This is a genomic window from Streptomyces sp. NPDC058469 (assembly GCF_042721125.1).
Classification (GTDB): Bacteria; Actinomycetota; Actinomycetes; order Streptomycetales; family Streptomycetaceae; genus Streptomyces.
This window is the reverse complement of record NZ_JBHXME010000001.1, coordinates 162,193-187,440: the sequence shown is the minus strand read 5'-3', so window position 1 is coordinate 187,440 and position 25,248 is coordinate 162,193. Positions and strand designations below refer to the sequence as shown.

General features: G+C 71.1%; 27 protein-coding genes. 12 read left to right on the top strand and 15 right to left on the bottom strand.

From position 1 onward, the window contains the following. Window positions 1-31 precede the first annotated feature (31 nt). Together ACFWP5_RS00830 and ACFWP5_RS00825 are read left to right on the top strand one after the other, a co-directional pair. A complete protein-coding gene (locus ACFWP5_RS00830; protein ID WP_384148474.1) occupies window positions 32-754 on the top strand; it encodes a TetR/AcrR family transcriptional regulator in 723 nt (240 codons plus the stop codon). Between the two features lie 16 nt (window positions 755-770). Next, the gene (locus ACFWP5_RS00825) at window positions 771-1,235 is read left to right on the top strand and encodes a pyridoxamine 5'-phosphate oxidase family protein (RefSeq protein ID WP_384148472.1); all 465 of its coding nucleotides are present in this window, start codon (window positions 771-773) and stop codon (window positions 1,233-1,235) included. A gap of 29 nt (window positions 1,236-1,264) precedes the next feature. Here the strand turns inward: ACFWP5_RS00825 and ACFWP5_RS00820 are convergent, their stop codons facing one another. Beyond that, window positions 1,265-2,710: an FG-GAP repeat domain-containing protein gene (locus ACFWP5_RS00820; RefSeq protein WP_384148470.1), complete on the bottom strand. Its 1,446-nt coding sequence runs from the start codon at window positions 2,708-2,710 to the stop codon at window positions 1,265-1,267. Window positions 2,711-2,879: 169 nt separating this feature from the next. Between ACFWP5_RS00820 and ACFWP5_RS00815 the strand changes: the two genes are divergently transcribed. Next, window positions 2,880-3,272 (top strand): VOC family protein, encoded by a 393-nt coding sequence (locus tag ACFWP5_RS00815; protein WP_384148468.1) that lies wholly within the window; start codon window positions 2,880-2,882, stop codon window positions 3,270-3,272. Window positions 3,273-3,320: 48 nt separating this feature from the next. Here ACFWP5_RS00815 and ACFWP5_RS00810 read toward each other — a convergent pair whose 3' ends face one another. Further along, entirely contained in the window at window positions 3,321-3,623 is a 303-nt protein-coding gene (locus ACFWP5_RS00810; protein ID WP_384148466.1) for a DUF4235 domain-containing protein, read from the bottom strand. 118 nt (window positions 3,624-3,741) lie between these two features. Between ACFWP5_RS00810 and ACFWP5_RS00805 the strand changes: the two genes are divergently transcribed. Continuing rightward, window positions 3,742-4,785 carry a cation diffusion facilitator family transporter gene (locus ACFWP5_RS00805; RefSeq protein ID WP_384148464.1) on the top strand — a complete coding sequence of 348 codons (1,044 nt, stop codon included), beginning with the start codon at window positions 3,742-3,744 and terminating at the stop codon, window positions 4,783-4,785. 78 nt (window positions 4,786-4,863) lie between these two features. On the opposite strand, the gene ACFWP5_RS00800 is transcribed toward ACFWP5_RS00805, so the two are convergent. Then, window positions 4,864-5,313: a nitroreductase family deazaflavin-dependent oxidoreductase gene (locus ACFWP5_RS00800; RefSeq protein ID WP_384148462.1), complete on the bottom strand. Its 450-nt coding sequence runs from the start codon at window positions 5,311-5,313 to the stop codon at window positions 4,864-4,866. 213 nt (window positions 5,314-5,526) lie between these two features. On the opposite strand from ACFWP5_RS00800, the gene ACFWP5_RS00795 reads away from it, so the two are divergent. The 3 genes from ACFWP5_RS00795 (at window position 5,527) to ACFWP5_RS00785 (ending at window position 7,573) form a co-directional block, all read left to right on the top strand. After that, complete coding sequence (locus ACFWP5_RS00795; protein ID WP_384148651.1) at window positions 5,527-6,003, top strand: nuclear transport factor 2 family protein; 477 nt, start codon at window positions 5,527-5,529, stop codon at window positions 6,001-6,003. A gap of 138 nt (window positions 6,004-6,141) precedes the next feature. Further along, window positions 6,142-7,356 (top strand): cytochrome P450, encoded by a 1,215-nt coding sequence (locus ACFWP5_RS00790; protein WP_384148460.1) that lies wholly within the window; start codon window positions 6,142-6,144, stop codon window positions 7,354-7,356. A 13-nt stretch (window positions 7,357-7,369) separates the two neighbouring features. Then, window positions 7,370-7,573 (top strand): ferredoxin, encoded by a 204-nt coding sequence (locus ACFWP5_RS00785; RefSeq protein ID WP_384148458.1) that lies wholly within the window; start codon window positions 7,370-7,372, stop codon window positions 7,571-7,573. 122 nt (window positions 7,574-7,695) lie between these two features. On the opposite strand, the gene ACFWP5_RS00780 is transcribed toward ACFWP5_RS00785, so the two are convergent. Further along, a complete protein-coding gene (locus tag ACFWP5_RS00780; protein ID WP_384148456.1) occupies window positions 7,696-8,574 on the bottom strand; it encodes a sigma-70 family RNA polymerase sigma factor in 879 nt (292 codons plus the stop codon). Window positions 8,575-8,642: 68 nt separating this feature from the next. On the opposite strand from ACFWP5_RS00780, the gene ACFWP5_RS00775 reads away from it, so the two are divergent. Next, window positions 8,643-9,317, top strand: coding sequence for an FMN-dependent NADH-azoreductase (locus tag ACFWP5_RS00775; RefSeq protein ID WP_384148454.1), 675 nt, complete (start codon window positions 8,643-8,645; stop codon window positions 9,315-9,317). Here ACFWP5_RS00775 and ACFWP5_RS00770 read toward each other — a convergent pair. Then, window positions 9,295-9,870 carry a TetR/AcrR family transcriptional regulator gene (locus tag ACFWP5_RS00770; RefSeq protein WP_384148452.1) on the bottom strand — a complete coding sequence of 192 codons (576 nt, stop codon included), beginning with the start codon at window positions 9,868-9,870 and terminating at the stop codon, window positions 9,295-9,297. The two genes, ACFWP5_RS00775 and ACFWP5_RS00770, sit on opposite strands and share 23 nt — an antisense overlap. A gap of 121 nt (window positions 9,871-9,991) precedes the next feature. Between ACFWP5_RS00770 and ACFWP5_RS00765 the strand changes: the two genes are divergently transcribed. Further along, window positions 9,992-10,450 (top strand): nuclear transport factor 2 family protein, encoded by a 459-nt coding sequence (locus ACFWP5_RS00765; protein WP_384148450.1) that lies wholly within the window; start codon window positions 9,992-9,994, stop codon window positions 10,448-10,450. A gap of 9 nt (window positions 10,451-10,459) precedes the next feature. Continuing rightward, window positions 10,460-10,984 (top strand): flavoprotein, encoded by a 525-nt coding sequence (locus ACFWP5_RS00760; protein ID WP_384148448.1) that lies wholly within the window; start codon window positions 10,460-10,462, stop codon window positions 10,982-10,984. Here the strand turns inward: ACFWP5_RS00760 and ACFWP5_RS00755 are convergent. The 6 genes from ACFWP5_RS00755 to ACFWP5_RS00730 form a co-directional block, all read right to left on the bottom strand. Then, window positions 10,981-11,835, bottom strand: coding sequence for a hypothetical protein (locus ACFWP5_RS00755; protein WP_384148446.1), 855 nt, complete (start codon window positions 11,833-11,835; stop codon window positions 10,981-10,983). The two genes, ACFWP5_RS00760 and ACFWP5_RS00755, sit on opposite strands and share 4 nt — an antisense overlap. Before the next feature lie 130 nt (window positions 11,836-11,965). Next, window positions 11,966-13,276, bottom strand: coding sequence for an alpha-glucosidase/alpha-galactosidase (locus ACFWP5_RS00750; RefSeq protein ID WP_384148444.1), 1,311 nt, complete (start codon window positions 13,274-13,276; stop codon window positions 11,966-11,968). A gap of 38 nt (window positions 13,277-13,314) precedes the next feature. Continuing rightward, a complete protein-coding gene (locus ACFWP5_RS00745) occupies window positions 13,315-14,142 on the bottom strand; it encodes a carbohydrate ABC transporter permease (RefSeq protein ID WP_384148442.1) in 828 nt (275 codons plus the stop codon). Beyond that, the gene (locus ACFWP5_RS00740) at window positions 14,139-15,101 is read right to left on the bottom strand and encodes a carbohydrate ABC transporter permease (protein WP_384148440.1); all 963 of its coding nucleotides are present in this window, start codon (window positions 15,099-15,101) and stop codon (window positions 14,139-14,141) included. Before ACFWP5_RS00740 ends, ACFWP5_RS00745 begins: the two co-directional genes overlap by 4 nt. A 23-nt stretch (window positions 15,102-15,124) precedes the next feature. Further along, window positions 15,125-16,408: an ABC transporter substrate-binding protein gene (locus ACFWP5_RS00735; RefSeq protein ID WP_384148438.1), complete on the bottom strand. Its 1,284-nt coding sequence runs from the start codon at window positions 16,406-16,408 to the stop codon at window positions 15,125-15,127. A gap of 39 nt (window positions 16,409-16,447) precedes the next feature. Further along, window positions 16,448-17,416: an endo alpha-1,4 polygalactosaminidase gene (locus ACFWP5_RS00730; protein WP_384148436.1), complete on the bottom strand. Its 969-nt coding sequence runs from the start codon at window positions 17,414-17,416 to the stop codon at window positions 16,448-16,450. A gap of 258 nt (window positions 17,417-17,674) precedes the next feature. On the opposite strand from ACFWP5_RS00730, the gene ACFWP5_RS00725 reads away from it, so the two are divergent. Both ACFWP5_RS00725 and ACFWP5_RS00720 read left to right on the top strand, forming a co-directional pair. Next, window positions 17,675-18,646: an aldo/keto reductase gene (locus ACFWP5_RS00725; RefSeq protein WP_384148434.1), complete on the top strand. Its 972-nt coding sequence runs from the start codon at window positions 17,675-17,677 to the stop codon at window positions 18,644-18,646. Between the two features lie 738 nt (window positions 18,647-19,384). Next, the gene (locus tag ACFWP5_RS00720; protein ID WP_384148432.1) at window positions 19,385-21,178 is read left to right on the top strand and encodes a ricin-type beta-trefoil lectin domain protein; all 1,794 of its coding nucleotides are present in this window, start codon (window positions 19,385-19,387) and stop codon (window positions 21,176-21,178) included. A gap of 3 nt (window positions 21,179-21,181) precedes the next feature. On the opposite strand, the gene ACFWP5_RS00715 is transcribed toward ACFWP5_RS00720, so the two are convergent. From ACFWP5_RS00715 to ACFWP5_RS00700, 4 genes are all read right to left on the bottom strand, one after another. Then, window positions 21,182-21,673, bottom strand: a complete 492-nt coding sequence (locus ACFWP5_RS00715) for a universal stress protein (RefSeq protein ID WP_384148430.1) — start codon at window positions 21,671-21,673, stop codon at window positions 21,182-21,184. A 16-nt stretch (window positions 21,674-21,689) separates the two neighbouring features. Next, on the bottom strand, window positions 21,690-22,940 hold the full coding sequence (locus ACFWP5_RS00710) for an arsenic transporter (RefSeq protein ID WP_384148649.1): 1,251 nt from the start codon (window positions 22,938-22,940) through the stop codon (window positions 21,690-21,692). Between the two features lie 69 nt (window positions 22,941-23,009). After that, window positions 23,010-23,714: a DUF4232 domain-containing protein gene (locus ACFWP5_RS00705; RefSeq protein WP_384148428.1), complete on the bottom strand. Its 705-nt coding sequence runs from the start codon at window positions 23,712-23,714 to the stop codon at window positions 23,010-23,012. Window positions 23,715-23,844: 130 nt separating this feature from the next. Then, the gene (locus tag ACFWP5_RS00700; RefSeq protein WP_384148426.1) at window positions 23,845-25,215 is read right to left on the bottom strand and encodes a serine/threonine-protein kinase; all 1,371 of its coding nucleotides are present in this window, start codon (window positions 25,213-25,215) and stop codon (window positions 23,845-23,847) included. Window positions 25,216-25,248 lie beyond the last annotated feature (33 nt).

Sequence of the window (25,248 nt, the reverse complement as noted above, 5' to 3'; positions counted from 1 at the left end):
CACCCGGACGAGACCATCGAGGAGGTTCCGTATGAGCGAGCGTGTCGTCCCGGCCGCCGCCCGGCAGCGCAGGCGCCCCACCAAACAGGGCGTCGTCCTGTCCGAGGAACTGATCGTCGAGACCGCCCTCCGACTGATCGAGGAACACGGCACCGAAGCTCTCTCCGTGCGCCGCCTCGGCCGCGCCCTCGGCGCCGACCCCAGCTCCCTGTACCGCTACTTCCGGCACACCGACGACCTGATGCTGGCGGTCGCCGACGAGCTGATCGGCCGGACGCTGCGCACCTGGCGGCCCAGCGGCGACTGGCGCGCCGACCTGCGGGAACTGGGTCTGCGCGTGCACGCCGGGGCGCTCGCGCATCCACGGGCGGCGGTGCTCAGCTCGTACCGGGTGACCGGGCGGGCCCACGAGATCCAGGCCGTGGAGGCGATCCTCGCGGTGCTGCGCGGGGCCGGGTTCCCCGACGCCGAGGCGGTGCGGATCTACCACGCCTACGTCGACCAGGCCCTCGCCTTCGGCGCCCTCGACTCCGCGAACACGGCGCTGCCGAAGCCGGCCCGCGAGGCGGAGGCAGCCGTATGGCAGGCGACGTATGCCCGGCTGCCCGCCGACACGTACCCGCACATCGCGGCCACGGCCCGGCACCTTGTGGCCACGATGCGGCACAGCTCCTACCCGGCCGCCCTGGATCTGCTGCTGAGCGCGGCGGCGGCGCGGCTCGCCGAGATCCGGGCGGCGGCGGAGGGGGGCTGAGCGGCAGACTGGGTCCATGACTCAAGAGCCCGCACGTACCGCGAAGCAGCGCTTGCAGGACACGCTCCGTCGGCTGGAGCAAGACGAGGACGCGTGGGTCGCCACGGCCGGCGAGGACGGGGGAGCGCCCTATCTCGTGCCGCTGTCGTTCGTGTGGGACGGCACGACCCTGCTGTTCGCGACCCCGGCCGCGAGCCCCACCGGCCGCAACCTCGCCTCGACCGGCGTCGCCCGGCTCGGCATCGGGCCGACCCGTGACGTGGTGCTGATCGAGGGCACGGTGGTGATGCTGACGCCGGCCGACCTGCCCGAGGAGGACGCGGAGATCTTCGCCTCGAAGACCGGCTTCGACCCGCGCCAACTGGCCACGCCCTACCTGTACTTCAGGATCCGCCCGCAGCGCGTGCAGGCCTGGCGGGAGGCCAACGAACTCAAGGGGCGGGACCTGATGCGCGGAGGGGAGTGGCTGGTGGCGGACTGAGCCCGTTTCCCAGGGGGTCGCGAGGCTTCCTACGAGGATGAGGAGCGCGGGGCGAAGTCCGTCGTCGTGAACGTCGCCTTGTTCGCGGTCGTCGTGCCGTCGGTGATCCACCAGCGCGTGGCGCGCTCGCCGTAGACGCCGAACTTTGCGTCCGCGCCCCAGTTCAGGACCAGTTCGTCCTTGCCGTCACCGTCGAAGTCGGCGGCCCCCGCGGGCCGGGCGTGCCGCCACTCCGCCGGGATCTTCTTGCCGTCCTCCGTTGCGGGCCCGTCGCGCAGGACCGTGGTCCGCCGGGTGCCGTCGATGAGCGTCGCGCCCTCGTAGGTGGCGACGAGGATGCCGTCGCGGCCGTCGCCGTCCGGGTCGGCGGACACATAACCACCGGGTCCGTAGTCGGTGCGCGCGGACTTCGGTGCCTCGGGCAGGCGGTACGTCACCGGTGCGCCGCCCGTGCCGGGATACACGGCGAGTGAGCCGTCGACGTCGGCCGGCTCGGTCTCGTAGCCGGGTTCGTCGTTACGGCTGCCGTCGTCGCCCACGGCCACATCGCGCTGCCCGTCGCCGTCGAAGTCGCCGAACGCGTGGGCGTTCCCGCTCCTCAACTGTCGTCCGGTGGAGGACAGTTGGGAACCTCGGTGGGCCGTGTAGAGCGTGTTGCCGGACTGCTCGCCGTCGCTCACCGCGTGCATCAAGAGCGAGGTCGCGTGGGGCGTGCCGGACGGGGCGATGGCGTCGGCGGTGAGATCACCGTCCGTCCAGGGGAGGCTCGTGTCGGTGCGGGCGGGGGCGCCCGAGCGCGTGAACGGGCCGTACATCACCACCATGGACGAGTGGTTGTACGCGAACCCGGCGAGATCGTGGTGCCCGTCGCCGTCGAAGTCACCGCGCACCACGGACTGGATGCCCACCTTCGTCGCGCTCCGCGGCAGTTGGACCGGCGTGGCGGAGGTCTTCCCCGTAGGTCCGCCCGGGCCGCCCCACGCTATGTACGGGAGGGTGCGCGGGGCGATGACGTTGTTGTCCGACGTCATCGCGCCCTGGACGGTGGTGACGAAGTCGGGGAAGCCGTCGCCGTCCAGATCGGCGGTGGTGAGGTCGGCCGCGGACAACGAGTCCTTCGGGGCGAGGAGTTGCCTGCCGGGTTCGGGCAGGCCCAGGTCGGCGCGGCCGTAGACCGTGCGCGTCGACGGGTCGAGTCCCTTGGCCGATCCGTAGACCACACCGACCCGTTCGTCGGTCGCGCCCTCACCGCCGCCGACGACGATCGGCACCACGAGGTCGCGGTGACCGTCGCCGTTGATGTCGTCGGGGTCCTTGGAACCCTTGCCCGGAGCGGGAGTTCGGCTCGCGGTGGCCGTGGTCGGCTTGCCCGAGGAGGGCGACGACTCGTGGGCGGTGGTGCCGCTCCCGCATCCGCCGAGCGGAGCGAGCGCGGTGCAGACGGCGAGAGTCACTACGGCTATACGGGGCTTCACCCGCCTCACTCTTACATCCGGCGTCTCACCCGAACCAGGGGAGCCGCGCGGGTTGTTGCCCATTCGTTGATCGACGCCGGTCGTCGGCATCAACTGGCCGAACGGGGATATCCGTTGGGTGCGTCGCAACCGGACTCGACCCTTGCGCGCCTGAATCTTCGGAGGACACATGGCACTGGTCAACGCTAGCTTCGTGGTGCTCGACGCGGTCGAGCCGGAGAAGCTCGCCGTGTTCTACACGGAGTTGCTGGACGGCGAGCAGACGGACATCACCCTCGACCAGGTGGAGATCAGGGGTGCCGACGGAACCCGGCTGGCGTTCCGCCGGGACCTCAGCGCCACCCCGCCGAGCTGGCCCCGCGCCGAGAACAACCAACAGGTCCACCTGGACTTCCTGGTGGAGGACCTGGACGAGGCGGAGCGCAGGATCGTCGGCCTCGGCGGACGCCCGCTGGAGACCAAGGACATGCCGGGCCCGTACGAGGAGCGCGTGTACGCGGACCCGGCCGGCCACTCCTTCACGCTCCGCCCGGTACCGCCGACGGCCACCGATCAGGGCTGAGGCGGTTTTGGGGACGCCCTGTTCCCGAGCACCCTGGTCCCAACTGCCCTACTCCCTGCCGCTCTTGTCCTTCACCGGCCAGATCCCGGTCGAGCGTTCGATGACCTTGGCGCCGGTGCGGTCCGCCGCGCTGCGCGCCACCGCGAAGAGGGCGCCCTGGAGCGCGGCGGCGAGCAGGATCTCGGCCCAGCCGCGGTCCCGGTCCAGCGGGTCGGGGGCGTTGTCCTCGTGCCGTATCGCCTTCCACGTGGCACGGAAGGCACGGCCGGCGAGGGCACCGCTCACCAGGCCCAGAACGAGGCCGACGGGCTGGTAGACGAGCGGGATTTTCTTCTTCTTGATCTTGGCCACGCGGATCTCCTTCTGCGGACGAGCGGGCGGGTCGGCACGGTCGGCACCCCGACGGTGTCATCGAAACCGGTCCTTCGGTAGAGGGTGTGAGCAGCACCTTCAGGGGCAGTCGGCGTAGATGAGCGACAAAGCCGCCGACCCTGCGAAGGATCACCCGTCCGACCGTACGACGGACCCCGAACCGGACCGTGCGACGGACCAGGAATCCGATGGCGCGACGGACCGGAAGACCCGGGTCACCGTCCTCGTCGCACTCGCCGCCAACCTGGTGATCGCTGCCGCCAAGGCCGTCGGCGGTCTGATCGCGGGGTCGCCCGCGCTGCTCTCGGAGGCCGCGCACTCGGTGGCCGACAGTCTCAACGAGGTCTTCCTCCTCGCGGCCCTGCGCCGCAGCCGCCGCCCCGCCGACCGGCAGCACCCGTTCGGCTACGGCAAGGAGCGGTTCTTCTGGTCGCTGCTCGCGGCCGTGGGGATCTTCGTGATGGGCGCCTGCTTCTCCGTGTTCCAGGGGATCGAGGCCCTGCGGAACGGAGCGGAGGAGACGTCGAGCGGTTATGTGGTGGGCCTGATCGTGCTCGCCGTGGCCCTGGTCGTGGAGGGGATCTCGCTGCTGCGGGCCCTGCACCAGGTGCGCGCCCAGGGCGGCGGCATGGACGCGCTGCGTGACCCCGCGCTGCGGACCGTCGTCGCCGAGGACGGCACGGCCGTGCTCGGCGTGACCCTCGCCATCCTCGGCATGGCGCTGCACATGATCACCGGGCAGGTGGTGTGGGAGGCGTCCGCCTCGCTCGCGATCGGAGTGCTGCTCGGCTACGTCGCCTACCGCCTGGGCCGCGACGCCCGAGACCAGCTCATCGGCGAGGCCGTCGACCCGGAACTGAGCGACAGGATCCGCTCGCTGCTGGCGGCCGAGCCCGAGATCGACAGCGTGGAAGCGCTGTTCACGATGCGGATGGGGCTCGACTCGACGATGGTCGCCGCCCGGATCGACCTGGTTCCCGGCATGGACAGCGAGCGGGTCGAGGAGGTCTCCGTGCGCATCAAGCGGTCGCTCGGCCGGGCGGTGTCCGAGGCCGGCGAGATCTTCCTCGACATCACCGACCGGCCGGTGGAGGAGGCACGGGAAAGCCCCGCCGCGACGGGGGAGCGCGGCGGGGCCTGAACGTCGGATGCCCGACGGTCACCGGTTCATGCGCCCCGGAAACAAGAAACTTTCTCCGGGCCGGTCAGGCTCCGGGACTCAGCTTCCGGCGGCCGGTTCGAGGACGAACACGGGGATCTGCCGGTCCGTCTTCGTCTGGTACTCGGCGTACGGGGGATACGCGGCGACCGCCCGCTCCCACCACGCTGCCTTCTCGTCGCCGGTGACCTCGCGGGCGGTCAGGTCCCACTTCTGCGGGCCGTCCTGAAGCTCGACGTGCGGGTCGGCCTGGACGTTGAAGTACCAGACCGGATGCGTGGGCGCGCCGCCCTGCGAGGCGACCACGGCATAGGTCCCGTCGTGCTCGACACGCATCAGCGGGGTCTTGCGGATCTTCCCGCTCTTGGCGCCCACCGTCTTCAGCAGGATGACGGGCAGACCCGTGTCCGCCAACGTCGTCCCCTTGGTGCCGCCGGAGCTCTCGTACAGCTCGACCTGGTCGCGCACCCACTGCGACGGGCTGGGTTCGTACTCGCCCTCAAGAGGCATGTCATTCGTCCCATCTCGCGTTCTACGGCTGTCTCGCACCGAGATTCAACACCAGCCGGTGCGTGATTCATCCATACCGCGACTCTCTTCGGCCACGCCCCCTCCACCGGGTGATGACCTCGGAGGTAATCGCACCGGAACGACCTCTCCGGCACAGTCGACACCCGTACGACAACCATCCGGAACCGTCCGAGAGAGGGCCGCCCCATGTCCATGACCCCGACCACGCGCACCGTCGTGGAGGACCTGCTGCACCGGATCGGCCACGCCGGGCCCGAGCACATCGCCGAGCTGTACGCCGAGCACGCCGACTGGAGACTCGACTGGCCCGAGGACCAGCACGGCAGTCCCGCCACCCCGTGGATCCGGCACCGCGCCACCCGCGCCGACGCCGCCGACCACTTCCGGGACCTCGCCGAGCACCATGTGCCCGGACAGGTGGGCACGGAGATCGAGCGCATCCTGGTCGACGGCGAGGACGCGGTGGTGCTCGGCGAGATCCGGCTGACCGCCAGGCCCACCGGACGGCCGTATCGCGCCAGGTTCGCCCTTCATCTCACCGTCCGGGACGGACTGATCGTCCGTCATCATGTGTACGAGGACAGCCTCGCCGTGTCCCTGGCCTTCGCCCCGGCGGACGGCGGGATTCCGGTCGCGGGCGGGGGAGGTTCGGCCTCCCCGCGACCGTGATCGTCGAGCGGGCCGGGGCCATCAGGATCGGCCAGATTGTAGGTACCACCGATCTGGCCGAACTTCAGGTGGCCTCATAGGTGCCTCGGGCATCTAATGAAGATCGGCAAGACGCACTCTTCGTCTGCGAGGTCTTCCATGACGGATCTGACGGAACTGACCGATCTGACCGAACCCGTCGCCTTCCCGCAGGACCGCACCTGCCCCTACCACCCGCCTGCCGCCTACGACCCCCTCCGCAGCGCCCGCCCGCTGACCCGCATCACGCTGTACGACGGCCGCACGGCATGGCTCGTCACCGGCCACGCCGCCGCCCGCGCACTGCTGGCCGACCAGCGTCTGTCCAGCGACCGTACCGACCCCGATTTCCCCGCGACCAACGAACGCTTCGCGGCGGTCCGGAACCGCAGGGTCGCACTGCTCGGTGAGAACGACCCCAAGCACCGCACCCAGCGGCGGATGATGATCCCCGCCTTCACCGTCAAGCGCGCCACCGCACTGCGGCCCGACATCCAGCGGATCGTCGACGAACGCCTCGACGCGATGATCGCCCAGGGTCCGACCGCCGACCTGGTGCCCGCGTTCGCGCTGCCCGTGCCCTCGATGGTGATCTGCGCGCTGCTCGGCGTCCCGTACGCCGACCACGAGTTCTTCGAGGCCCAGTCCCGGCGCCTGCTGCGCGGTCCGAAGGCCGAGGACAGTCAGGGCGCGCGCGATCAACTCGACGCGTATCTGGGGGAGTTGATCGACCGTAAGCAGCGGGATCCGGGCGAGGGACTGCTGGACGACCTCGTCCGGGAGCAGCTGAGCGAAGGGGCGCTGGACCGCACGGAGTTGATCTCCCTCGCGGTCATCCTCCTCGTCGCGGGCCACGAGACGACCGCCAACATGATCTCCCTGGGCACCTTCACGCTGCTGCGTCACCCCGAGCGGCTCGCCGAACTCCGGGACGATCCAGGGCTGTTGCCGGACGCGGTCGAGGAGCTGATGCGGTCGCTCTCCATCGTGGACGGGCTGATGCGGCAGGCCCTTGAGGACATCGAGGTGGACGGTACGACGATCCGGGCCGGCGACGGTGTGGTCTTCTCGGCCGCGGTCATCAACCGCGACGAGGACGTCTACACCGCACCGGACACCCTGGACTGGCACCGGCCCACCCGCCACCACGTCTCGTTCGGCTTCGGCATCCACCAGTGCCTCGGCCAGAACCTGGCCCGCGCCGAACTGGAGATCGCCCTGCGCAGCCTCTTCGACCGGCTGCCCACGCTGCGGCTGGCCGTCCCCGCGGAGGAGATTCCCTTCAAACCCGGCGACACGATCCAGGGGATGCTGGAACTCCCCGTGACCTGGTAAGAGGCTGCGCTCCATGCACACGGAAATCCACATCGACAAGGACATCTGCATCGGGGCGGGCCAGTGCGCCCTGGCCGCCCCGAGCGTCTTCACCCAGGACGACGACGGCTACAGCACGGTGCTGCCGGGCAAGGAGGACAGCGACGACCCCATGCTCAGGGAGGCGGCACGGGCCTGCCCGGTGAGCGCGATCACGGTGTCGGACACGGTGGGCTGAGCGGGTTCGCGGCGGGGGTGGCCGGCCCGCTGGGCTGACCGGTTCCTGAGGAGGAGGTGGCCGGCCCGCCGAGCCGAGCCACCCCTTCCTGCCGCGAAGCCGATCGCCCCGGCCCGCCCGCCTCAACTCCCCACACCGAGCACTCCCACCTCAACTCCCCGCAACCCCTCCCGCCCCGCGATCACCTCGTACGCGGCAACCCGCCCGCCCTCGACCCGCACCCGGAGAGCAAGCAGCAACCGTCCCCCCGGCGCGACCACGATGCCCACGTCCCCGTCGACGAGGGCCGGGGTCGCGAACCGCGTCCGGTGTCGCAGCAGTACCGTCCCCTCCGCGACCGCCCGGGCGCCGCGCAACTCGGCAGCCACGCCCGGCGGCAACACGGCGGGGTCGGCGTGCCGGACCACGTCGGGGGCGAGGACGTCGAGGAGCGCGCCGAGGTCACCGCCCCGTGCGGCGGATAGGAACGCCTCGACGACCTCCCGGTGCCGGTCGAGTTCGGCGCCCGGCACCACCGGCGTGCCCCGCACCTTGTGCCGGGCCCGGCTGGCGAGCTTCTTCGCGGCGGGCAGGGAGCGGTCCAGGACTGCCGCGACGCGGTCGAACGGCACCGCGAACAGGTCGTGCAGCACGAACGCGACCCGCTCCGCCGGACCCAGCGTGTCCAGCACCACCAGCAGCGCGAGCCCCACCGAGTCGGCGAGTACGGCCTCGTCCTCGGGCAGTTCGTCGGCGCTCGGCTCCGGCAGGTCGTCGCCATAGGGATCCTCCCGTCGGGACGCGCGCGAGCGCAGCATGTCCAGGCAGACGCGGGAGACGACCGTCGTCAGCCAGGCGGTGAGGTTGTCGATGCCGTCGCCGCCCGTACGGCTCAGCCGCAGCCAGGCCTCCTGCACGGCGTCGTCCGCCTCGCCGAGCGAACCCAGCATCCGGTACGCGACCGCCCGTAGCTGCCCGCGCCGTTCCTCGAACCGCTCCGCCAACTCGTCGTGCCCCCGCATGGGTCACCTTTCCTCATCGTGCTCCGTCACCTGTCCGACGAACCGGAACCGACCGAGGTGACCACACCATGCTGCTGCACATCGACTCCAGCGCCGACGCGACCGCCGACTCCGTGACCAGGCGACTCACCGAGACCTTCGTGCGTGCGTGGCGCACCGCGCACGGCACGGGGGACCACCGTCACCGCGATCTGTCGGCGGAACCCGTAGCGCCGATCACCCCCGCCTACACCACCCTCGGCCGCCGAGTGGAGCGCGAGGGATTCGTCCCGCCCGCCAAGGTCCCCGCGCTCATCGAGAGCGCGCCCGAGCAGCGTGAGTGGGAAACGACCCTCCCGTACATCGCCGAACTGCTCGCCGCGGACACGCTGTTGCTCGGTGTCCCGATGTACAACTTCTCGGTGCCCGCGACCCTGAAGGCGTGGATCGACCGCGTCACCTTCCCCGGCGCGCTCACCGACCCGGACACCGGCGAGAGCCTCCTGCGCCACACCCGCGTGGTCGTGGTCATGGCGCGCGGCGGCGGTTACGGCCCCGGCTCCCCGCGCGAACACTTCGACTTCCAAACGCCCTATCTGGAGGCCTACTTCGGGAATCTCGGCGTCCCGCCGGAGAACCTCCACCTCGTCGCCGCCGAACTGACCCGGGTCGACGTCCTTCCCCAGCCGGCCGGTCTGGAGGACCTGGCGGCGGCCTCCCTAGCCCGTGCCCGTGCCACGCTCACGGCCCTCGCCGCCGCCTGACCTCAGCGGGCCGCGACAGCGACCGGGCCGCCTCACGCGCCTCCGCCGCCGGTTCCGCGCTCCCGGTGATGCCCGCCGTGACCATGGCCCCCTCGGCCAGCAGGAACAACTGCCCGGCGAGTGCGGCGGGCAGCCCCGCGTCCGCCACGAGACCGGCGAGATATTCGCGGAACGCCCGCTTGTGCGCCCGCACTTGGGCCACCACCCGCTCCGAGGTCGCACCCAGCTCGCCGTACGAGTTGATCCACGCGCACCCGCGGAAATCGGCCTCGCCGAACCACTCCTCCAGCCAGTCGAAGACGGCCGGAATCCGCTCCTGCGGATCATCGTGCCGTGCGACGTGTTCGGCGAGGCGTCCGCGCCAGCGCAGGTCACGCCGTTCGAGATACGCCTCCACCAACTCCTCCTTCGCGGGGAAGAGTTGGTAGAGCCGCTTGAGGGAGAGCCCGGAGGCGGTGCGGACGGCGTCCATGCCGACGGCCTGAACACCCCGTCCGTAGAACAGCTTCTCGGCGGCGTCCAGCGCCTGCTCCCGGGCGACTGCGCTGTCCATGGAACGACACCACTCCTCGACTGCTCCTTGACGTGAGAACGAGCGTTCTCTACGTTAGCAGTCGCCCCGGAGAACGCGCGTTCTCCGCATCGTTTCACCTCATTCCCCCTCGGAGACGACCATGGCCGACCGCCCTCCCCTCCCGCCCTTCACCCGTGAGACCGCGGCCCAGAAGGTCCAGGCCGCCGAGGACGCCTGGAACACCCGTGACCCGCGGCGGGTGGCGCTCGCCTACTCGGAGGACTCCGTCTGGCGCAACCGCGACACCTTCGTCACCGGCCGTGCCGCGATCGTCGAGTTCCTCACCGCGAAGTGGGCCCGCGAGCACGAGTACGCGCTGCGCAAGGACCTGTGGGCCTTCGACGGCAACCGCATCGCCGTCCGCTTCCAGTACGAGTGCCGGGACGCCGACGGCATGTGGTGGCGGTCGTACGGCAACGAACTGTGGGAGTTCGACGAGCACGGCCTGATGACCCGTCGCGAGGCCAGCATCAACGACCTGGCCATCGAGGAGAAGGAACGGCGCGTCTTCGGGACGCGGCCCGAGGAGGAGCGCGGGCGGTCGTTCCCGCTTCAGTAGGCTCCCCGGGTGATCGAACAGGACTTGAAGCCCTTCCTCTACGTCGTCGTCTGCGCCGCCGGGATCGCCGCCGACGTCGGGCAACTGATCTCCGCCGCACGGGAGTTGGACTGGGAGGTCGGAGTGATCGCCACCCCGGTCGCCGCGTCGGGCTTCTTCGACGTCCCCGCCGTCGAGGCGCAGACCGGCCGCGCCATCCGGTCCGCCTCGCGCATGCCGGGCGATCCGCGCCCCTTCCCGCCGCCGGACGCGGTGATCGTCGCGCCCGCCACCTTCAACACCATCAACAAGTGGGCGTCCGGCACCGCCGACACCCTCGCCCTCAGCACCCTGTGCGAGGCGTACGGCCTGGGCGTCCCGATCGCCGTACTCCTTTGTGTGGCCCACGCGTTGGCGGCCCACCCCGCCTACCAGGAGAGTCTGATACGGCTGCGCGGGATGGGCGTGCGGTTCGGGGAGCCGTACTCCGGTGAGGTCCAAGAGGACGGCGGGCGGGCGGAGTTCGCGTGGGAGCGAGCCTTCGACCTGCTCTAGGCGCAGGTCACGGTCGGCCCGGCCAGCATGCCCCCGGTGTAGAGCGCCTGACCCTGCGGCATCCAGTAGCCCAGCTTCGAAACCACCGTGGAACAACGGGACTTGAGGGCGACACGGACCACCACCGTGCCCGGGTGCCCCGGCTGGAGATCGGTGAGCGCACAGTCCAGTGCGTGCGGGAGCCGGTCCTGCGAGGGGTGGCGGCCGACCAATGGATTGACGCAGCGCGGGTCGGACGTGGTCAGCTCCGCCCCCGACCCCTCCTCCGAGATCAGCCCGAACCGCGCGCTGCCGTCGCCCTCGTCGCTGTGCCGGTGGACCGTGTACGTCAGGGTCGTCACCGAGTCGGGCCGCAGCGTGCTCCGGTCCACCTCGATGCCGTGCGTGACCTTCGGCCTGGGCGCGGTCAGGGTCAGCGTGGCGTGGACGGTGCCCTGCAGGTCGACGCCCTCGGGCGCGGAGCGGACGTGCACGGTGGCCGTGAAATCGTACGTCCCCGGGCCCGGATACTGACCCGACCCGGGCAACGTGCCGGACGCGGCCGTCTCGCCGCCACGCTCGGCGGTCCAGGTGCCCGAGGTGCGGCACGCGTACCGGACGGTCGCCCTGAGCTGTCGGCAGGTCGCGGGAGCCGAGACCGCCATGGTCGGGGTGCCGCTGCCCGCGCAGAGGCTGACGACGGCATGCTGGCCGTGTGCGCCGTGCAGGGTGCCGGCGGGCGCGCACAGGGTCGACGGCGGCTCGGGCGGGGCCGGCGCCGGGTCCGTGCCGCCCCACGCGGGCGACACCAGGGCCAGCACCAGCACGGCCGCCCCCATCAGGGTTCTCAGGCTGGTCGAACGTCTCGGCATCGTGTTCCTCCCGTACGGCCGCGACCGGCCGGGCGCCGGTCGTCCGCACCGAGGATGCGCGAGCCCGGTGGCCGCCCGGCCGCTCCCACGCCGGGCGGTCAGGGGCGGTCACACCAACGCCGGACGCCCTTCAGTGGCCCAGCGGCGCACGCAGCTCCGGCTGCAACAGCTCTCCATGGGCCTCGACGAGGTCGTCGCACAGGTCCCAGATCCGCTCGACCGGCAGGGCCGCCGCCGTCGCCGGGTCGGCCATCGCCGCGTGGCGGATGTGGCGCGGGTCGCCGTCCGTGGCCGCGCGGACCACCAGGTCGGTGACGGAGACGTACGCGCTGTTGAGGGCCGCGCACTGCGGGGGCAGGGCGCCGATCCGGGTCGGCTGGACGCCCAACGCGTCGACCAGGCACGGGACTTCGACGACCGAGTCGGCGGGGAGGTTGTCGATGAGACCGCGGTTGGGGACGTTGCCGTAGACCGTTCGGGGCGTGCCGGTGACGATGCTGTGGATGATCTGCGGGGCGTACTCCAGCGTGCCCTCGACGGGGAGCGGGGTGCCTGCCGCCAGGGCCTCGCGGGTGCGTTCGTAGCTCGCGGTGTTCTCCTCGATGATCTCCAGGTACGCGCCGACCGGCAGCCGTAGCCGCTCGATCTCCTCGGGGTGGTGCAGATACCAGGGCACGTACTCGGCGGAGTGCTCGCTGGTCTCCGTGGGGTAGTGGCCGAGCCTGCGGTACATGTCCACGCGGACCCGGCGCAGCAGCTCGGGGTCCTTCGCGATCGTCTCGTCGAGGAGCGGGTAGAGGCTCTGGCCCGCCCGCTCGAAACGCAGCACCCAGGCCTGGTGGTTGACCCCGGCGGCCAGGTAGGAGACCTCCTCGAAGGGGACCCCCACGAGCTCGGACAGGTCGTGCATCGTCCAGTACACCGAGTGGCACAGGCCCGTCGCCTTCAGGGCGGGGGCGATGCGGCTCAGGTAGAGGAGGTTCATCGCCATGGGGTTGGTGTAGTTCAACAGGTGGGCGTCCGGGCAGAGTTCGGCCATGTCCTCGGCCAGTGACCGCAGCACCGGGAAGGTGCGCAGCGCGCGGAAGATGCCGCCGACGCCGAGGGTGTCGGCGATCGTCTGGCGCAGACCGTAGCGAGCGGGGATCGCGAAGTCGGTGCGGGTGGCCTCGTTCATGCCGACCTGGACGATGTTGACGACGAAGTCGGCGTCCGCGAGGGCCGCCCGCCGGTCGAGGTGCGCGGTGATCTCCGGCTCGGCCCCGCGTACTTGGGCGATGTGCCGGGCCGCGCCCTCCGCCGTCGCGAGCCGTTCCGGGTCGATGTCGTGCAACGCGATCCGGGCGTGGGCGAGTTCGGGGAAGGCGAACAGGTCGGCGAGCAGGCCCTGCGTGAACACCACACTGCCGGCGCCCACGAAGGCGATCCTGACGTCGGTCATCTGGCTCCTCTGTGAAGGGGTCAAGTACGGTGCGTGGCTCATCCCTTGAGCCCGCTCGACGTCAGCGACTGGATGAACGTCTTCTGCGCGAGCAGGAACGCCACCAGCACCGGCACCACCGTGATGACGTTGCCCGCCATCACCGCCGACCACTTGGTGTGGTGCTGTCCCTGGAAGGTCGTCAGGCCCAACTGGAGCGTGTACTGGGTGTCGTGGTTGATCGCGATCAGCGGCCACGACAGGTCGTTCCAGGTGGCCAGGAAGGTGAGGACGGCGACCGTGGCGAGCGCCGGCCGGGCCAGCGGCATGACGATCGAGAACAGCACCCGCAGCCGCGAACACCCGTCGATCCAGGCGGCCTCCTCCATCTCCCTCGGCAGCGCGAGGAAGAACTGCCGGAACAGGAACACCGCGAACGGCGTCACCAGCGACGGCAGGATCAGCGCGCCCAGGGTGTCGATCAGCCCGAACCACTTCATCACCAGGAACGTCGGGATCATCGTCAGCTGGAACGGCACGACCATCGTCGCCAGCATCAGCCCCAGCAGCAGCCGCGACCCGGCGAACCGCATCCGCGCGAACGCGTACCCGCCGAGCGACCCGAGCAGCAGATTCGACACCACCGCCACCGACGCCACGATGAGCGAGTTGGCGAACCAGCGCGGGAACATCGCGTTGCCCAGCACGTAGCGGTAGCCGCCCAGGTCAATTCCCTTGGGCCACAAGGCGGGTGGGAAGCGGTTGATCTCCGCGTTCGTCATCACCGAGCTGAGCAGCAGCCACACGAACGGCAGCGCGAAGCACAACGCCAGCGGCGCCAGCACCAGATGCCACGCACTCACCCGCCGCGCACGCCGCGCCCTCATCGGCCCCCTCCTTCCGTACGGCCCTGCCGGCGCCGTACGACCCGTAGCGCGCCGCCCGCGACCAGCAGCGCCACGGCGAGGACGTACGCGGACGCGGCGCCGTAGCCCGCGGTGAACATCTGGAAGGCCTGCTGCCAGACGAAGTACACGATCACGGTCGTCGAGCCCAACGGGCCGCCCTTCGTCGTCACATAGATCAGGTCGAAGACCTGGAGCGAGGTGATGAACTGCCACAGGAGCAGGAAGACGGTGACCGGGGTGAGCGCGGGCAGCGTCACATGGCGCAGTACCTGCGTACGGTTCGCGCCGTCGATACGGGCCGCCTCGACGAGTTCGGGCGGCACGTCCTGGAGCGCGGCCAGATAGACGACGACGCAGAAACCCACCCCGCTCCACAGCGAGATCAGCACCAGCAGGTACAGCGCCTGGTCCGGGTCGGCGAGGAAACCCTGTGCGGAGATGCCGAGTTGGTGCAGCAGCGCGTTGGCTACGCCGAACTCCGGGTCGAGGATGAACGAGAACAGCACACCCTGCGCGGTCGCCGACACCACGAACGGGATGAACACCAGCGTGCGGTACAGGCCGATGAGCCGGATCCGCCGGTTGAGCGCCAACGCCAGCGCCAGGCCGCCGACCAGGCTGAGCGGCACGTACAGCGCCGCGTACAGCAGTGTGTTGCTCACCGCCGTACGGAAGTTGGGGTCCTGGGCGAGGGCGCGGTAGTTGTCGAGGCCGACCCAGCGGCCGGGCGTGACCAGGTCGTCGGCGCGGAACGACAGCAGCAGCGACCAGACGACGGGCACGACACTCAGCCCGAGGATGACCACGACGGACGGGCCGATGAACGCCCAAGCGGTGGACCGCTCTTGACGGGCGCGACGGCGGGCGGCGCGGCGCGCGGCCTGCGCGGCGGCAGTGGGCTGTGCGGGAAGGGTGAGGGCGCGGGGCAGTGTGGACATCGGGGTCTCCCGGAAGGGGGAAGTCACCTGGGGATCAGCAGGGCCGCGTCGGCCTTGTCGGCGCAGGAACGGAGCGCCTTCTCGGGGGAGTCCCGGCCGAGCAGCACGGAGACGATCGCCTCGCCCAAGGCCTGTGAGATCTGCGGGTACGCGGCGTGGACGGGCCGGACGCGGGCCGAGCGCAGACTGTCGGTGAAGACGTCGAGCCCGACCGTACGGGCGCTGTGCTCCCGCCACTCCGGCCGTGCGGCGGTGCCCGTGCTCAGTGGCAGCCCGCCCGCCGAGATGTCCCAACGGACGTCGTGGACAGGCGAGTTCATCCACTGCACGAACTCCACGGCCGCCCGGGACCGGGCCGAACCGTTGTCGAAGACCGTCCACGTGTCGGGCCCGGAGATGGTAATCGCGTGCCCGCTGTACGTCGGCAGCGGCACGACCCCGTAGTCGATTTTCGCGGTGATGATGTCGGGCAACTGCCAGGGACCGGTGGCGACCATGGCCATACGGCTGTTGAGGAACACCTGGTAGAGCTGTTCGCTGCCGGGCTTGGTGTCGAGGTACGCGCTTTTGTCGTGGCCGAGTTGGGCGAGCGTGCGGAGTGTCCGTACGCCCTGATCGGCGAAGCCGATGTGCTTGCCGTCCGGTGCGACGACCTCGCCGCCGAGATCCCACAGCATCGGCCACAGCCGCCACACCGTGTCCTCGTCGCCCACGGCCGGCCAGCCGGTGCCGAAGACTCCCCGGTCGTGGTCGGTCAACCGCCTTGCGGTGTCGGTGAATTGGTCCCAGCTCCAGCCGGGCTCCGGGTAGTCGAGCCCGGCCTGTCGGAACAGCTTCTTGTTGTAGACGACGGCCAGCGAATCGAGCACCGCGGGCGCCGCGCGCACCCGCCCGTTGACGGTGACCGCGTCCCGCACCGGCTTCCAGAACGTGTCCCACGGTGTCGGACCGGCCCGCATCGCCGACGTCAGGTCGACGACTCGCGGGCTGCGCGCCACGCTCGCCAGGTCCGAACCGAAGATGTAGGCGATGTCCGGGTACGAGCCGGCGGCGAGCGCGGCGGTCACCTTCTGGAGCATCGCATCGGCCAACACCCCACCGCCGCCCGGGTCCACGCGGATCGTGGGGTGGGTCCGGTTGAATTCGGCGACCAGTGCCTCCACCGCCTTGCGGCCCGTGTCGACCTGCCCGTGCCACAGCTCCACGGTCACCCGGCCGTCTGCACCGACCCCGTCCGAGGCGCCGCCCGCACACCCGCTCGCGGCACCGATCGCGGCCGCCCCGAGCAGCAGCCCACGGCGTGACATTCTCTGCGTCCCCTGTGCCCTGTGTGTCATGGCGACCCCTCACCGCACCTTGCGGACGTAGTCGGCGCTGCCGGGCGTCGACACGTCCATATCCCGGCGCACGATGCTGAGCCTCCCGGCGAAGCCCGAACGGGCCTTGCGCAGACCGGAGTCGGAGTACTCGATGACGATGACCCGGTCGTCGAAGGCCTTGGCGTACTCCCCGCACTCGTCGTACTCGGCACACTCCTCCGCGATCGCGAAGTCGAGGCCGGTCTGTCTCCTGAGCCCCGCCAGCTCAACCGTGTTCTTCTGGGCGATGGCCAGCCGCCGGGCGTGCGCGTGCCGGGAGAGCAGGGTGATGAAGGCGGTCGCGTCGTTCGCCGTCAGGAGGTGGCGCGAGCGGGTGTAACTGTCGTAGTTGTCCGGCTCGACGGCGTCGAAGCCCTTGGCCGCGCAGCCGTCGATCCACCGGTTCACCCGCGCCGCCACCCGCTCCCGCTTCGCCGCCGTACCGATGTCGAGCAGCGCCTCGCCCCAGTCCTCGTCGACGACCACCTTGCCGTCCGCGTCCCGCAGCAGCAGATCGGCGGGCCAGGAGGCGCGCTCGTCCGGCTGGGCCTGGAAGGCGTTGACGTAGCAGATGTTGTAGAGGCCGGGCGCGGGTGACGCCGTACGGTCGCGGCTGAGGATCCGGACGCCGGTGGGCGGGGGATAGGCGCCGCCGATCTGGTAGTCGAAGTCGGCGTGACGCGGCGGGAGTCGCACCGCGCCGGGCGCCGAACGCGAGGGACTCGCCGACGGCGTGGAGCTTTTCGAAGGCGCGGAGCTCTTCGACGGCGCCGCGCGGGACGGGCTCGCCGATGCGGCCGAACGCGACGGCCTCTCCGATGCCGAGCGCGACGGTTGCTCCGGCCGGGCACCGGTCGAGGCTCCGCACGAGGTCAGTACCGCTGCTGTCGCGACGGCGCCGCTCAGGACCGCGGCCGTCCCGAGACCTCCGACGCGGGAGACACCCTTGACGGGCATGTCCGCTCCATCAATCGCGGGTACGACCCCGCCTCGGACCGGATGGAGCCGCGGTCCTGGCGACTGTGGCCGGGCTTGGAACCTGTCCGCTACCGGCTGGGCGCACCTCTGCGTACCGCGCCGCACGCGCGGGCACGTCCAGGATCAAAGCGCCCGGCCACGCCACCCGTCAAGGGTGCGTGCACATGCGCGACTTCGAGTACTCACGAAGTCGTACGCTCCAAACCGGTACCGAACTCGAAGGCAGGAGCAGCAACGATGCAGTACGTGAAGCTCGGTTCGACCGGCCTGGACGTCTCGCGGATCTCTCTGGGCTGCATGACCTACGGCCTCCCGGACCGCGGCACCCACGAGTGGACCCTCGACGAGGAGGCCTCGCGCCCGCTGATCCGGCAGGCGCTGGAGGCCGGGATCAACTTCCTCGACACGGCGAACGTCTACTCCGACGGCACCAGCGAGGAGATCACCGGCAGGGCGCTGCGCGACTTCGCCCGCCGCGACGAGGTCGTGCTCGCCACGAAGGTGCACGGGCGGACGCGCCCCGGACCCAACGGCGCCGGACTCTCCCGCAAGGCGATCATGTCCGAGATCGATCACAGCCTCGAACGTCTCGGCACCGACTACGTCGACCTCTACCAGATCCACCGCGCCGACCCGCACACCCCCGTCGAGGAGACGATGGAGGCGCTGCACGACCTGGTGAAGGCGGGCAAGGTCCGCTACATCGGGGCGAGTTCGATGTACGCCTGGCAGTTCGCCAAGCACCAGCACATCGCCGAGCGGCACGGCTGGACCAAGTTCGTGTCCATGCAGAACCACTACAACCTCCTCTACCGCGAGGAGGAGCGCGAGATGCTGCCGCTCTGCGCGGACCAGGGCGTGGGTGTGCTGCCCTGGAGCCCGCTGGCGCGCGGCCGCCTCACCCGTGACTGGGGCACCACCACCGAGCGCAGCAGCACCGACAATTTCGGCAACCGCCTCTACCAGGAAGGCGACCGCGCCATCGTCGAGGCGGTCACCCGCATCGCCGGCGACCGGGGCGTCCCGCGCGCCCAGGTCGCCCTGGCCTGGCTGCTGCACCAGAGCACGGTGGCGGCGCCGATCGTCGGCGCCGCCAAGCCGCAGCACATCGAGGACGCCGTGGCCGCCGTCGAACTGGAGCTGAGCGACAAGGAGTTGGAGGAGCTGGAGCAGCCCTACGCTCCGCACGCGATCAGCGGCCACTCCTGACGTGCCGTCAACACGAACTCCCTCTGGCGGATGTCAGGCAACTCCGGTGCGGGCCGCGCGGTGCCAACTTCGTGCCGCACGGTTCCGCCCCGGACGCGTTGTGAACTCCGCACAGAGCCGGTCGATTTCGTCGTACCCGAACAATCCGCGCGCGACCGTGAACCCGTTCTCCTCGGTGTTATGTCAGACCACAGTGTCAGGAGGCCGGGCTCGCGCCTATTGGTTGGTCGTGAACTCCCTCATCGGTGACGGCGTGGAAGTCGTCAACTCCTGTGACACCAGTGGCTCGTCCGGCATTGGGCCGGGCGGCTGGAACATGACCTGGGAAAACCGGAAGGAGGGGCGTCCCCGCGCCCGACGCGCGGAGTGCGCCGGGCGGCCTCCGGCCAATGGTTTCGGGATTTCCCGTGTGGATACGGTGGCAATCCCATAACGGGCCCGATTGACGAATCGTCAAAATGCGGGGGCCCGACCGCAATGCACAAAACGGAGAGAGACCTTGTTCCGCCTCGCTGACCTGTGCAAAGGTGTGCCTGTCGGCGCGCGGGCACATAGATGATTCCCCTCCGCGTGCTCGAGGCCCCTCCCGTACGTCACCCCCCTTGCTTCAAAAGAGCTGCCCCAGGCGGACGTTCGGGATGCCGTCAATCGAACGGGCGGACCCTGTCGGCCTGTCGGCAGGGTCGCATACCCGCCGGTATGGACCGAATTCCGCGTTTCACCTGGAGGAATGCAGCCGTGACGGACCCAGGTCCCTCGAATTCCCCGACTTCCGCTCACCACTTCGAAGTGACCGACGAGCAGCTCAGCGCCGAGCTGAAGAAGTGGACGGGGACGACGCCCGCGCTGCAACCCGTCGGCGAACTGCTGGACCGGCACTGGGAAGCGGCCTTCGCCTATGCGGGGCTGTGCACCGACGGACCGCACCACGCCGGAATGCTCACCACGGCCGCTTTCACCCGGCTCTTCGGAGAATCCCTGCGGCAGTCCGGACCGACCGCCGCCTGGCGCCCCCAGGTGCTCGTCACCGTGCGCCGTATCGCCGCGGAATGGGTCGCCGACCACCGGCAGGAAATGCTCCACCCCGATCTGCGCTGGGCGAACGGCGACATCGACCGCGTCGCGGCCCGACTGCTTCCGGTGCCCGAACGGCGGCTGATCTCCCGGGCGTTCCAGCGCCTTCCCCAGTCGGCCCGCACGCTGCTGTGGCACATCGAGGTCGAGTCCGAACCCTTCTCGATACCCGCCGGACTGCTGGGCATCGACGACGAGGGCGCCGACATCGAACTCGGGCGCGCCCGCGGCCGGTTGCGCGAGGAGTGCCTCCAGGTCCACCGCGAACTCGCCCAGGACGACGAGTGCCAGCGCTACATCCGGCTGCTGGACGTCACCTTCCGGCGCGGCGGCGCGGAGGTCGACCCGGACCTCGCTATGCACCTCAGCGTCTGCAAGCACTGCCGGTACACCGCCGACCAGTTGAACCAGTTCAACGCCGGGCTCGGCATCGCGCTCGCCGAAGCGGTCCTCGGCTGGGGCGCCCGGGCCTACCTGGAGGTCAGGGCCGGCAGCCGCGTCCTGCCCGCCGAGGTGTCGTCCGCCTCGACCGAAGTCGCGGTGCACCCCGGCCCGCGGCGCGGCGAACTCAGATCGGCTCACAAGGCGGCCCGGCGCGTCCGCCGCCGCAACCTCGCCGTGGCCGTGCTGACCGTGAGCGGACTGGTCGTCCTCCCGCTCGTCCTGTGGTCCAGCGGCGGCTCCGGCGGCGACAAGACCACGACCGAGAGCCAGGCCGCAGGCGCAGCCGGCACCGGCAAGGAATCCGCCGACCCCTCCTGGGTCGGCAAGAACGACACCACCCAGGGCACGCTCAGCGGCCGGCTGCACAACGTCGAGTCCGGCCTGTGCATCGGCGTCGCCGGCAACAAGCCCGCCCAGGGCACCGAGGCCGAACTGCAGAGCTGCTCCTCGGCGGCCGGCCAGCAGTGGTCGTACGAGACGGACGGACAGCTGCGCAGCACCGCCGACCCCGGCCTGTGCCTCGACTCGCACCTCGCCTTCGAGGTCCAGCTCGCCCCCTGCACGGGCACGTCCTCGGCGACCGCGAAGAACATCCGCTACGACTTCACGCTCCAGGGCATCCTCGTACCGCGCTGGAACCAGGACCTGGCCCTGACCCCCGCCTCCACGGACGGCGGCGGCGCGCTCGTCCTGAAGAACCGGGCGGACGGCTCGGCCCAGCGCTGGGTCTTCGACACCTCGAAGGCCGACCCCCAGATGCAGGTCGTCAACTGGGACACCGACAGCACCGACTCGCCGACCCCCACGACCAAGTCGGCCGCCCCGGAGCCCTCGAAGACACCGACGGCCACGCCCACCCCGACACCGAGCGCGTCGACCCCACAGTCCACGCCGACGACGGCCTCCCCGACCGTCGACTACTGCGACTACTACCCGTCCTACTGCTCAGGCGGCGGCCAGGGCGGCGGCTGGTCCGGAGGCGGCGGAAACAGCGGCGGCGGGCACCACCGCTGACTCTCAGTGGTGCGGCGGCGGTGGCGGCGGCAGGGTCGAGATGCCCGGCGCCGCCTCCGGCCACACCAGCAGCACCGGACAGGGCGCGTGATCGACGGCGAACCGTACGGCGGGCCCGAGACTGCGCGGGCCGAGCCGGGCCCGGTCGCCGTCGCGGGCCAGCACCAGCAGATCGGCGTCCCCGGCGGCGGCCACCACCTCGCGCTCGACCCGCCCGGCGCGCTCCATCCGGGTGCACGGCCGCCCCAGCCGCTCGGCCGCCGCGTCCAGCAGCTCCGCCGCCGAGGTACTGCCGAGATCCTCCAGCCGGGTCCCGGGATCGCGCTGCGGACCACGCCGGCCGAGCAGCCCGGCGAACGCCCCGTGCGCGACACCGGGCACGTCCGGCCCGCTCACATGCAGCAGCACCACCTCGGACGCCTCCGGCGCATGCGTCCGTACGGCGTCCACACAGGCGGGCCAGGTGCCCTCGACCAGCCAGGCGATCACACGCATTCGGCCTCCCACGGTGTCAGAGAACCTGGAGCGACACCCACAGTGCCACCACCGCAGGGACGAGCGCCGACGGCACGGCGAACAGCCCCAGCTTCGTGAACTCCTTGAGATCCACGCCGTGTTCGTGCTGATGCACGATCCGCCGCCACAGCAGCGTCGCGAGCGATCCGGCGTAGGTCAGGTTCGGCCCGATGTTCACCCCGAGCAGCACGGCGAGCACGGCCCCGGGCCCGGCCTCGGCGGTCAGCGGCAGCAGGACCAGCACCGCCGGCAGGTTGTTGATGAGATTCGCCAGTACGGCGGCCAGGGCGGCGATCCCGAGCAGGGCCGCGATCCCGGTCCCGCCGGGCAGGATGTGCCCGAGCGCGGCCGAGAGCCCGTTGTCGACCACGGCCCGCACCACGATCCCGAGCGCCAGCACGAACGCCAGGAAGGACGGCGCGGCGGCCCGCACGACCGTGAGCGGGGTCGCCTGCCGCCGTAGCAGCGCCCGGCCGGCGAGGACGAGCGCGCCCGCCAGCGCGGCCCACGCCGGATTGACGCCGACCGCCGAGGTCAGCACGAACCCGGCCAGCGTGCAGGCGACGGTCGCCAGCGCGAACACCGGCAGCTCGGGCTTGTCGCCGGACACCGGCGAGGGCGCCGCCGCCGTGAGGTCGCGGGCGAAGAAGCGCCGGAACACCAGGTACTCGGCGCCGATCGCGACCAGCCAGGGCAGCGCCATCAGCCCGGCGAAGCGGGTGAAGCTCAGGCCGCTCGCCGCGAAGGCGAGGAGGTTCGTCAGGTTGGAGACCGGCAGCAGCAGCGAGGCGGTGTTCGACAGATGCGTGCACGCGTAGACGTGCGGCTTGGGACGCACCCCCATCCGGGACGCCGTCGCGAACACGACCGGCGTCAGCAGCACGATGGTGGCGTCCAGACTGAGCACGGCCGTGATGAGCGAGGCCAGTGCGAACACCGCCGTCAGCAGCCGGCTCGGACTGCCCTTCGCCCACTCGGCCATCCAGGCCCCGCAGGCCCTGAACAGGCCCTCCACATCGCAGAAGTGGGCGAGCACGAGGACCGCCGCGAGGAACCCGACCACCGGCCCGAGCTGCTCGGCCTCCGCCCGCGCGTGGTCGAGCGAGATCGCCCCGGTGGCCATGGCGATCCCGGCGGCGGGGACCGCCATCACCGCCTCCGGCCACCCGAAGGGACGGACGACGGCCCACACCAGGACGGCCACGAGCAGGGCGACGGACAGGGTTTCGGCGAGCGGGGTGTTCAGGGGACGGTCCTCCGGGACGCGATCAGCGGTGCACGCCCATGAAACCAGGCCGCCGAGCGCAGCCCGTGCTCAGGCGCCCGTGCCCGCGCTGAACACCGTCAGTCGCACCGAGGACGCGTTGCCCGACACCGGCACCGTGCCGTTCGTCCACGTCACCTTCAGGGGGTCCTTCTCGTCGGGCGGGGTCACCACCAGCGTGGCGGGGGTCGCCGTCTTCGCGCCGCTGACCTCCGGGTTGGAGAAGGTCAGGCCGGCCCAGGCGCTCTGGCCCGGCTTCAGCGTGACCGTGACGGCGGTGGTGCCCGTCTCGCGCTGGGGGTCCGGGCCCAGCTGCGTGCCCGACGCGTTCACGAACGCTGCGCCGGGATAGCCGCGGACCGTGCAGGTACGGCCCGACGCGTTGGTGAGGACGATCGGGAAGTTCTCCTGCCCGGCGCCCGGGTCGTTGCCGCCCACCTTGGCTCGCAGCTCGGAGGTGTGGCACCGGGTGCTGCTCGCGGCGCTCGTACCGCCGGAGCTCGTGGACGTGGAGGTCGACGTGGAGGAACCCGACGAGGTCGAGTCCGAGCCGGTGGCGGTGCCGCTCGACGTGGAGGCCGGCGTGCCGGACCCGTCGGCCGAGGGGTCTCCGCCGGCGGGCGCGGCCGTACCCGACTGGGTCTGCGGGCTGCTCGCCGTACCGCTGCCGTTGCCACAGGCCGTCGTCAGGCCCAGTACGGCGACGGCGCTCACGAGCAGGGCCGCCCGGCGCAGGGACTGAGACGTGTTCGCCATCTTCAACACTCCTGGAGGTTCACCGCACACACTTCGATGTGCTGACCGCGCCTCGCGCGCTGTCATAAGGGTCCGATGCGGGTGCGCGTCGAAAGGTTCGCGGGATCACCGGAATTTTTTCCGACAGTGATCAGGTGACCCGCAGCGAGCGGAGTATGCGTGCGGTCGCGTCACCGCTGTGCTGCCGGATCTGGACGTAGACCTGGGGCTGCGCCGCGCCGCCGACCATGCGGAGCGCGGTCTCCGAGAGGGTGCCCGCGCTGCCCGAGCAGGCGCTCCAGGTGCGGATCGTGCCGCGCCACGTCGCGCTCGAGTAGGCGCGACTGCCGTCGTAGCGACAGCCTGAGTGGGCGATGCCGTCCACCTCGGTCGTCACGCTGCCGTGCTCGCTCAGGCCGATGAACACGCCGTTCACATTCGCCGACAGGTCCTGCCACTGCGCCAGGTCGTCGGCGATGGCCAGCCCCGGCTCGTGCCCGGACCGCAGACCGAGTGCCTGCGGATTCCAGCCCGAGTCGCGCAGCTGACGGCCCCACGCGTCGGGCACCTCGGCCACCACCCGGCCCGTGCTGTCCTTGACCCGCAGCTCGGAGGAACTCTTGGACGACGGCAGGTTGAACACGGCGACACCCGCCCCGGCGGCCACGACGACGAACAGGCCCGCCATCAGCGCGACCCCCCGGTGCCGACCGCGCGGCTTGTGCACCGGGATCTCGGCGGCCAGCCGCTCCAGCTCCTCCGCGAACGCCCGCGCCGTCGGCCAGCGCCGCTCCCGGTCCGGTTCCAGCGCGCGCAACAGGGCCCGCTGGACATCGGGGGACACGTCCGGCCGCAGCCGGTCCGGCCGTACGACCTGGCCGGGCGCCCCCGGAACCGTGCCGGTGACCAGCTCGTAGCCGACCGCGCCCAGGCTGTACACGTCGGCGCGCTCGTCGATGCCCGTGCCGGGCTGCGCCTGCTCAGGCGGCTGGTAACCCGCCGAACCCGCGGCCAGGGTGAGGCCCGACCCGTGCGCCAGGCTCTTGGCCAGTCCCAGGTCGGCGAGCAGAACGCGGCCGGTGCCGTCCGGGGTGGTGCGCAGCAGCACGTTGCTCGGCTTGATGTCCCGGTGCACGATCCCCGCCTTGTGCAGCGCGGCGGCGCCCCGGGCGGCCAGCGCGGTCAGCCGCAGCGCCTCGGAGATCGGCAGCGGACCCGCGGTGAGCAGATCGGCGAGGGTGCCGGCGTCGGCGTACTCCATGACGAAGTACGGCCGCCCGTCGGGCAGCTCACCGATGTCGTAGACCTGCACCACCCGGTTGGAGTCGGCCCTGCGCAGCAGCCGGGCCTCGGAGAGGAAGCGTTCGACGATGTCGAGGCGGTGCGCCCAGTTGTCGGCGAGGACCTTCACGGCCACCGGGGCTTCGAGCACGTCGTCGTGCGCGAGCCAGACCGTGCCGAACGCGCCGGTGCCCAGGCGGCGTTCGAGTCGGTAGCGGCCGATCTGTTCGACGAAGTGCATGGGACTATCATGCCTGCTCGTAGATCGAGGCGG

Excerpts from the sequence above, each read along its gene's own strand:
- ACFWP5_RS00735 (WP_384148438.1), bottom strand. The coding sequence starts at position 16,408 with ATGTCACGCCGTGGGCTGCTGCTCGGGGCGGCCGCGATCGGTGCCGCG.
- ACFWP5_RS00755 (WP_384148446.1), bottom strand. The coding sequence starts at position 11,835 with ATGCCGAGACGTTCGACCAGCCTGAGAACCCTGATGGGGGCGGCCGTG.
- ACFWP5_RS00800 (WP_384148462.1), bottom strand. The coding sequence starts at position 5,313 with ATGCCTCTTGAGGGCGAGTACGAACCCAGCCCGTCGCAGTGGGTGCGC.
- ACFWP5_RS00780 (WP_384148456.1), bottom strand. The coding sequence starts at position 8,574 with ATGCGGGGGCACGACGAGTTGGCGGAGCGGTTCGAGGAACGGCGCGGG.
- ACFWP5_RS00740 (WP_384148440.1), bottom strand. The coding sequence starts at position 15,101 with ATGTCCACACTGCCCCGCGCCCTCACCCTTCCCGCACAGCCCACTGCC.
- ACFWP5_RS00705 (WP_384148428.1), bottom strand. The coding sequence starts at position 23,714 with ATGGCGAACACGTCTCAGTCCCTGCGCCGGGCGGCCCTGCTCGTGAGC.
- ACFWP5_RS00700 (WP_384148426.1), bottom strand. The coding sequence starts at position 25,215 with ATGCACTTCGTCGAACAGATCGGCCGCTACCGACTCGAACGCCGCCTG.
- ACFWP5_RS00715 (WP_384148430.1), bottom strand. The coding sequence starts at position 21,673 with ATGCGTGTGATCGCCTGGCTGGTCGAGGGCACCTGGCCCGCCTGTGTG.
- ACFWP5_RS00830 (WP_384148474.1), top strand. The coding sequence starts at position 32 with ATGAGCGAGCGTGTCGTCCCGGCCGCCGCCCGGCAGCGCAGGCGCCCC.
- ACFWP5_RS00765 (WP_384148450.1), top strand. The coding sequence starts at position 9,992 with ATGGCCGACCGCCCTCCCCTCCCGCCCTTCACCCGTGAGACCGCGGCC.
- ACFWP5_RS00750 (WP_384148444.1), bottom strand. The coding sequence starts at position 13,276 with ATGACCGACGTCAGGATCGCCTTCGTGGGCGCCGGCAGTGTGGTGTTC.
- ACFWP5_RS00795 (WP_384148651.1), top strand. The coding sequence starts at position 5,527 with ATGACCCCGACCACGCGCACCGTCGTGGAGGACCTGCTGCACCGGATC.
- ACFWP5_RS00745 (WP_384148442.1), bottom strand. The coding sequence starts at position 14,142 with ATGAGGGCGCGGCGTGCGCGGCGGGTGAGTGCGTGGCATCTGGTGCTG.
- ACFWP5_RS00825 (WP_384148472.1), top strand. The coding sequence starts at position 771 with ATGACTCAAGAGCCCGCACGTACCGCGAAGCAGCGCTTGCAGGACACG.
- ACFWP5_RS00785 (WP_384148458.1), top strand. The coding sequence starts at position 7,370 with ATGCACACGGAAATCCACATCGACAAGGACATCTGCATCGGGGCGGGC.
- ACFWP5_RS00770 (WP_384148452.1), bottom strand. The coding sequence starts at position 9,870 with ATGGACAGCGCAGTCGCCCGGGAGCAGGCGCTGGACGCCGCCGAGAAG.
- ACFWP5_RS00725 (WP_384148434.1), top strand. The coding sequence starts at position 17,675 with ATGCAGTACGTGAAGCTCGGTTCGACCGGCCTGGACGTCTCGCGGATC.
- ACFWP5_RS00790 (WP_384148460.1), top strand. The coding sequence starts at position 6,142 with ATGACGGATCTGACGGAACTGACCGATCTGACCGAACCCGTCGCCTTC.
- ACFWP5_RS00805 (WP_384148464.1), top strand. The coding sequence starts at position 3,742 with ATGAGCGACAAAGCCGCCGACCCTGCGAAGGATCACCCGTCCGACCGT.
- ACFWP5_RS00775 (WP_384148454.1), top strand. The coding sequence starts at position 8,643 with ATGCTGCTGCACATCGACTCCAGCGCCGACGCGACCGCCGACTCCGTG.
- ACFWP5_RS00815 (WP_384148468.1), top strand. The coding sequence starts at position 2,880 with ATGGCACTGGTCAACGCTAGCTTCGTGGTGCTCGACGCGGTCGAGCCG.
- ACFWP5_RS00730 (WP_384148436.1), bottom strand. The coding sequence starts at position 17,416 with ATGCCCGTCAAGGGTGTCTCCCGCGTCGGAGGTCTCGGGACGGCCGCG.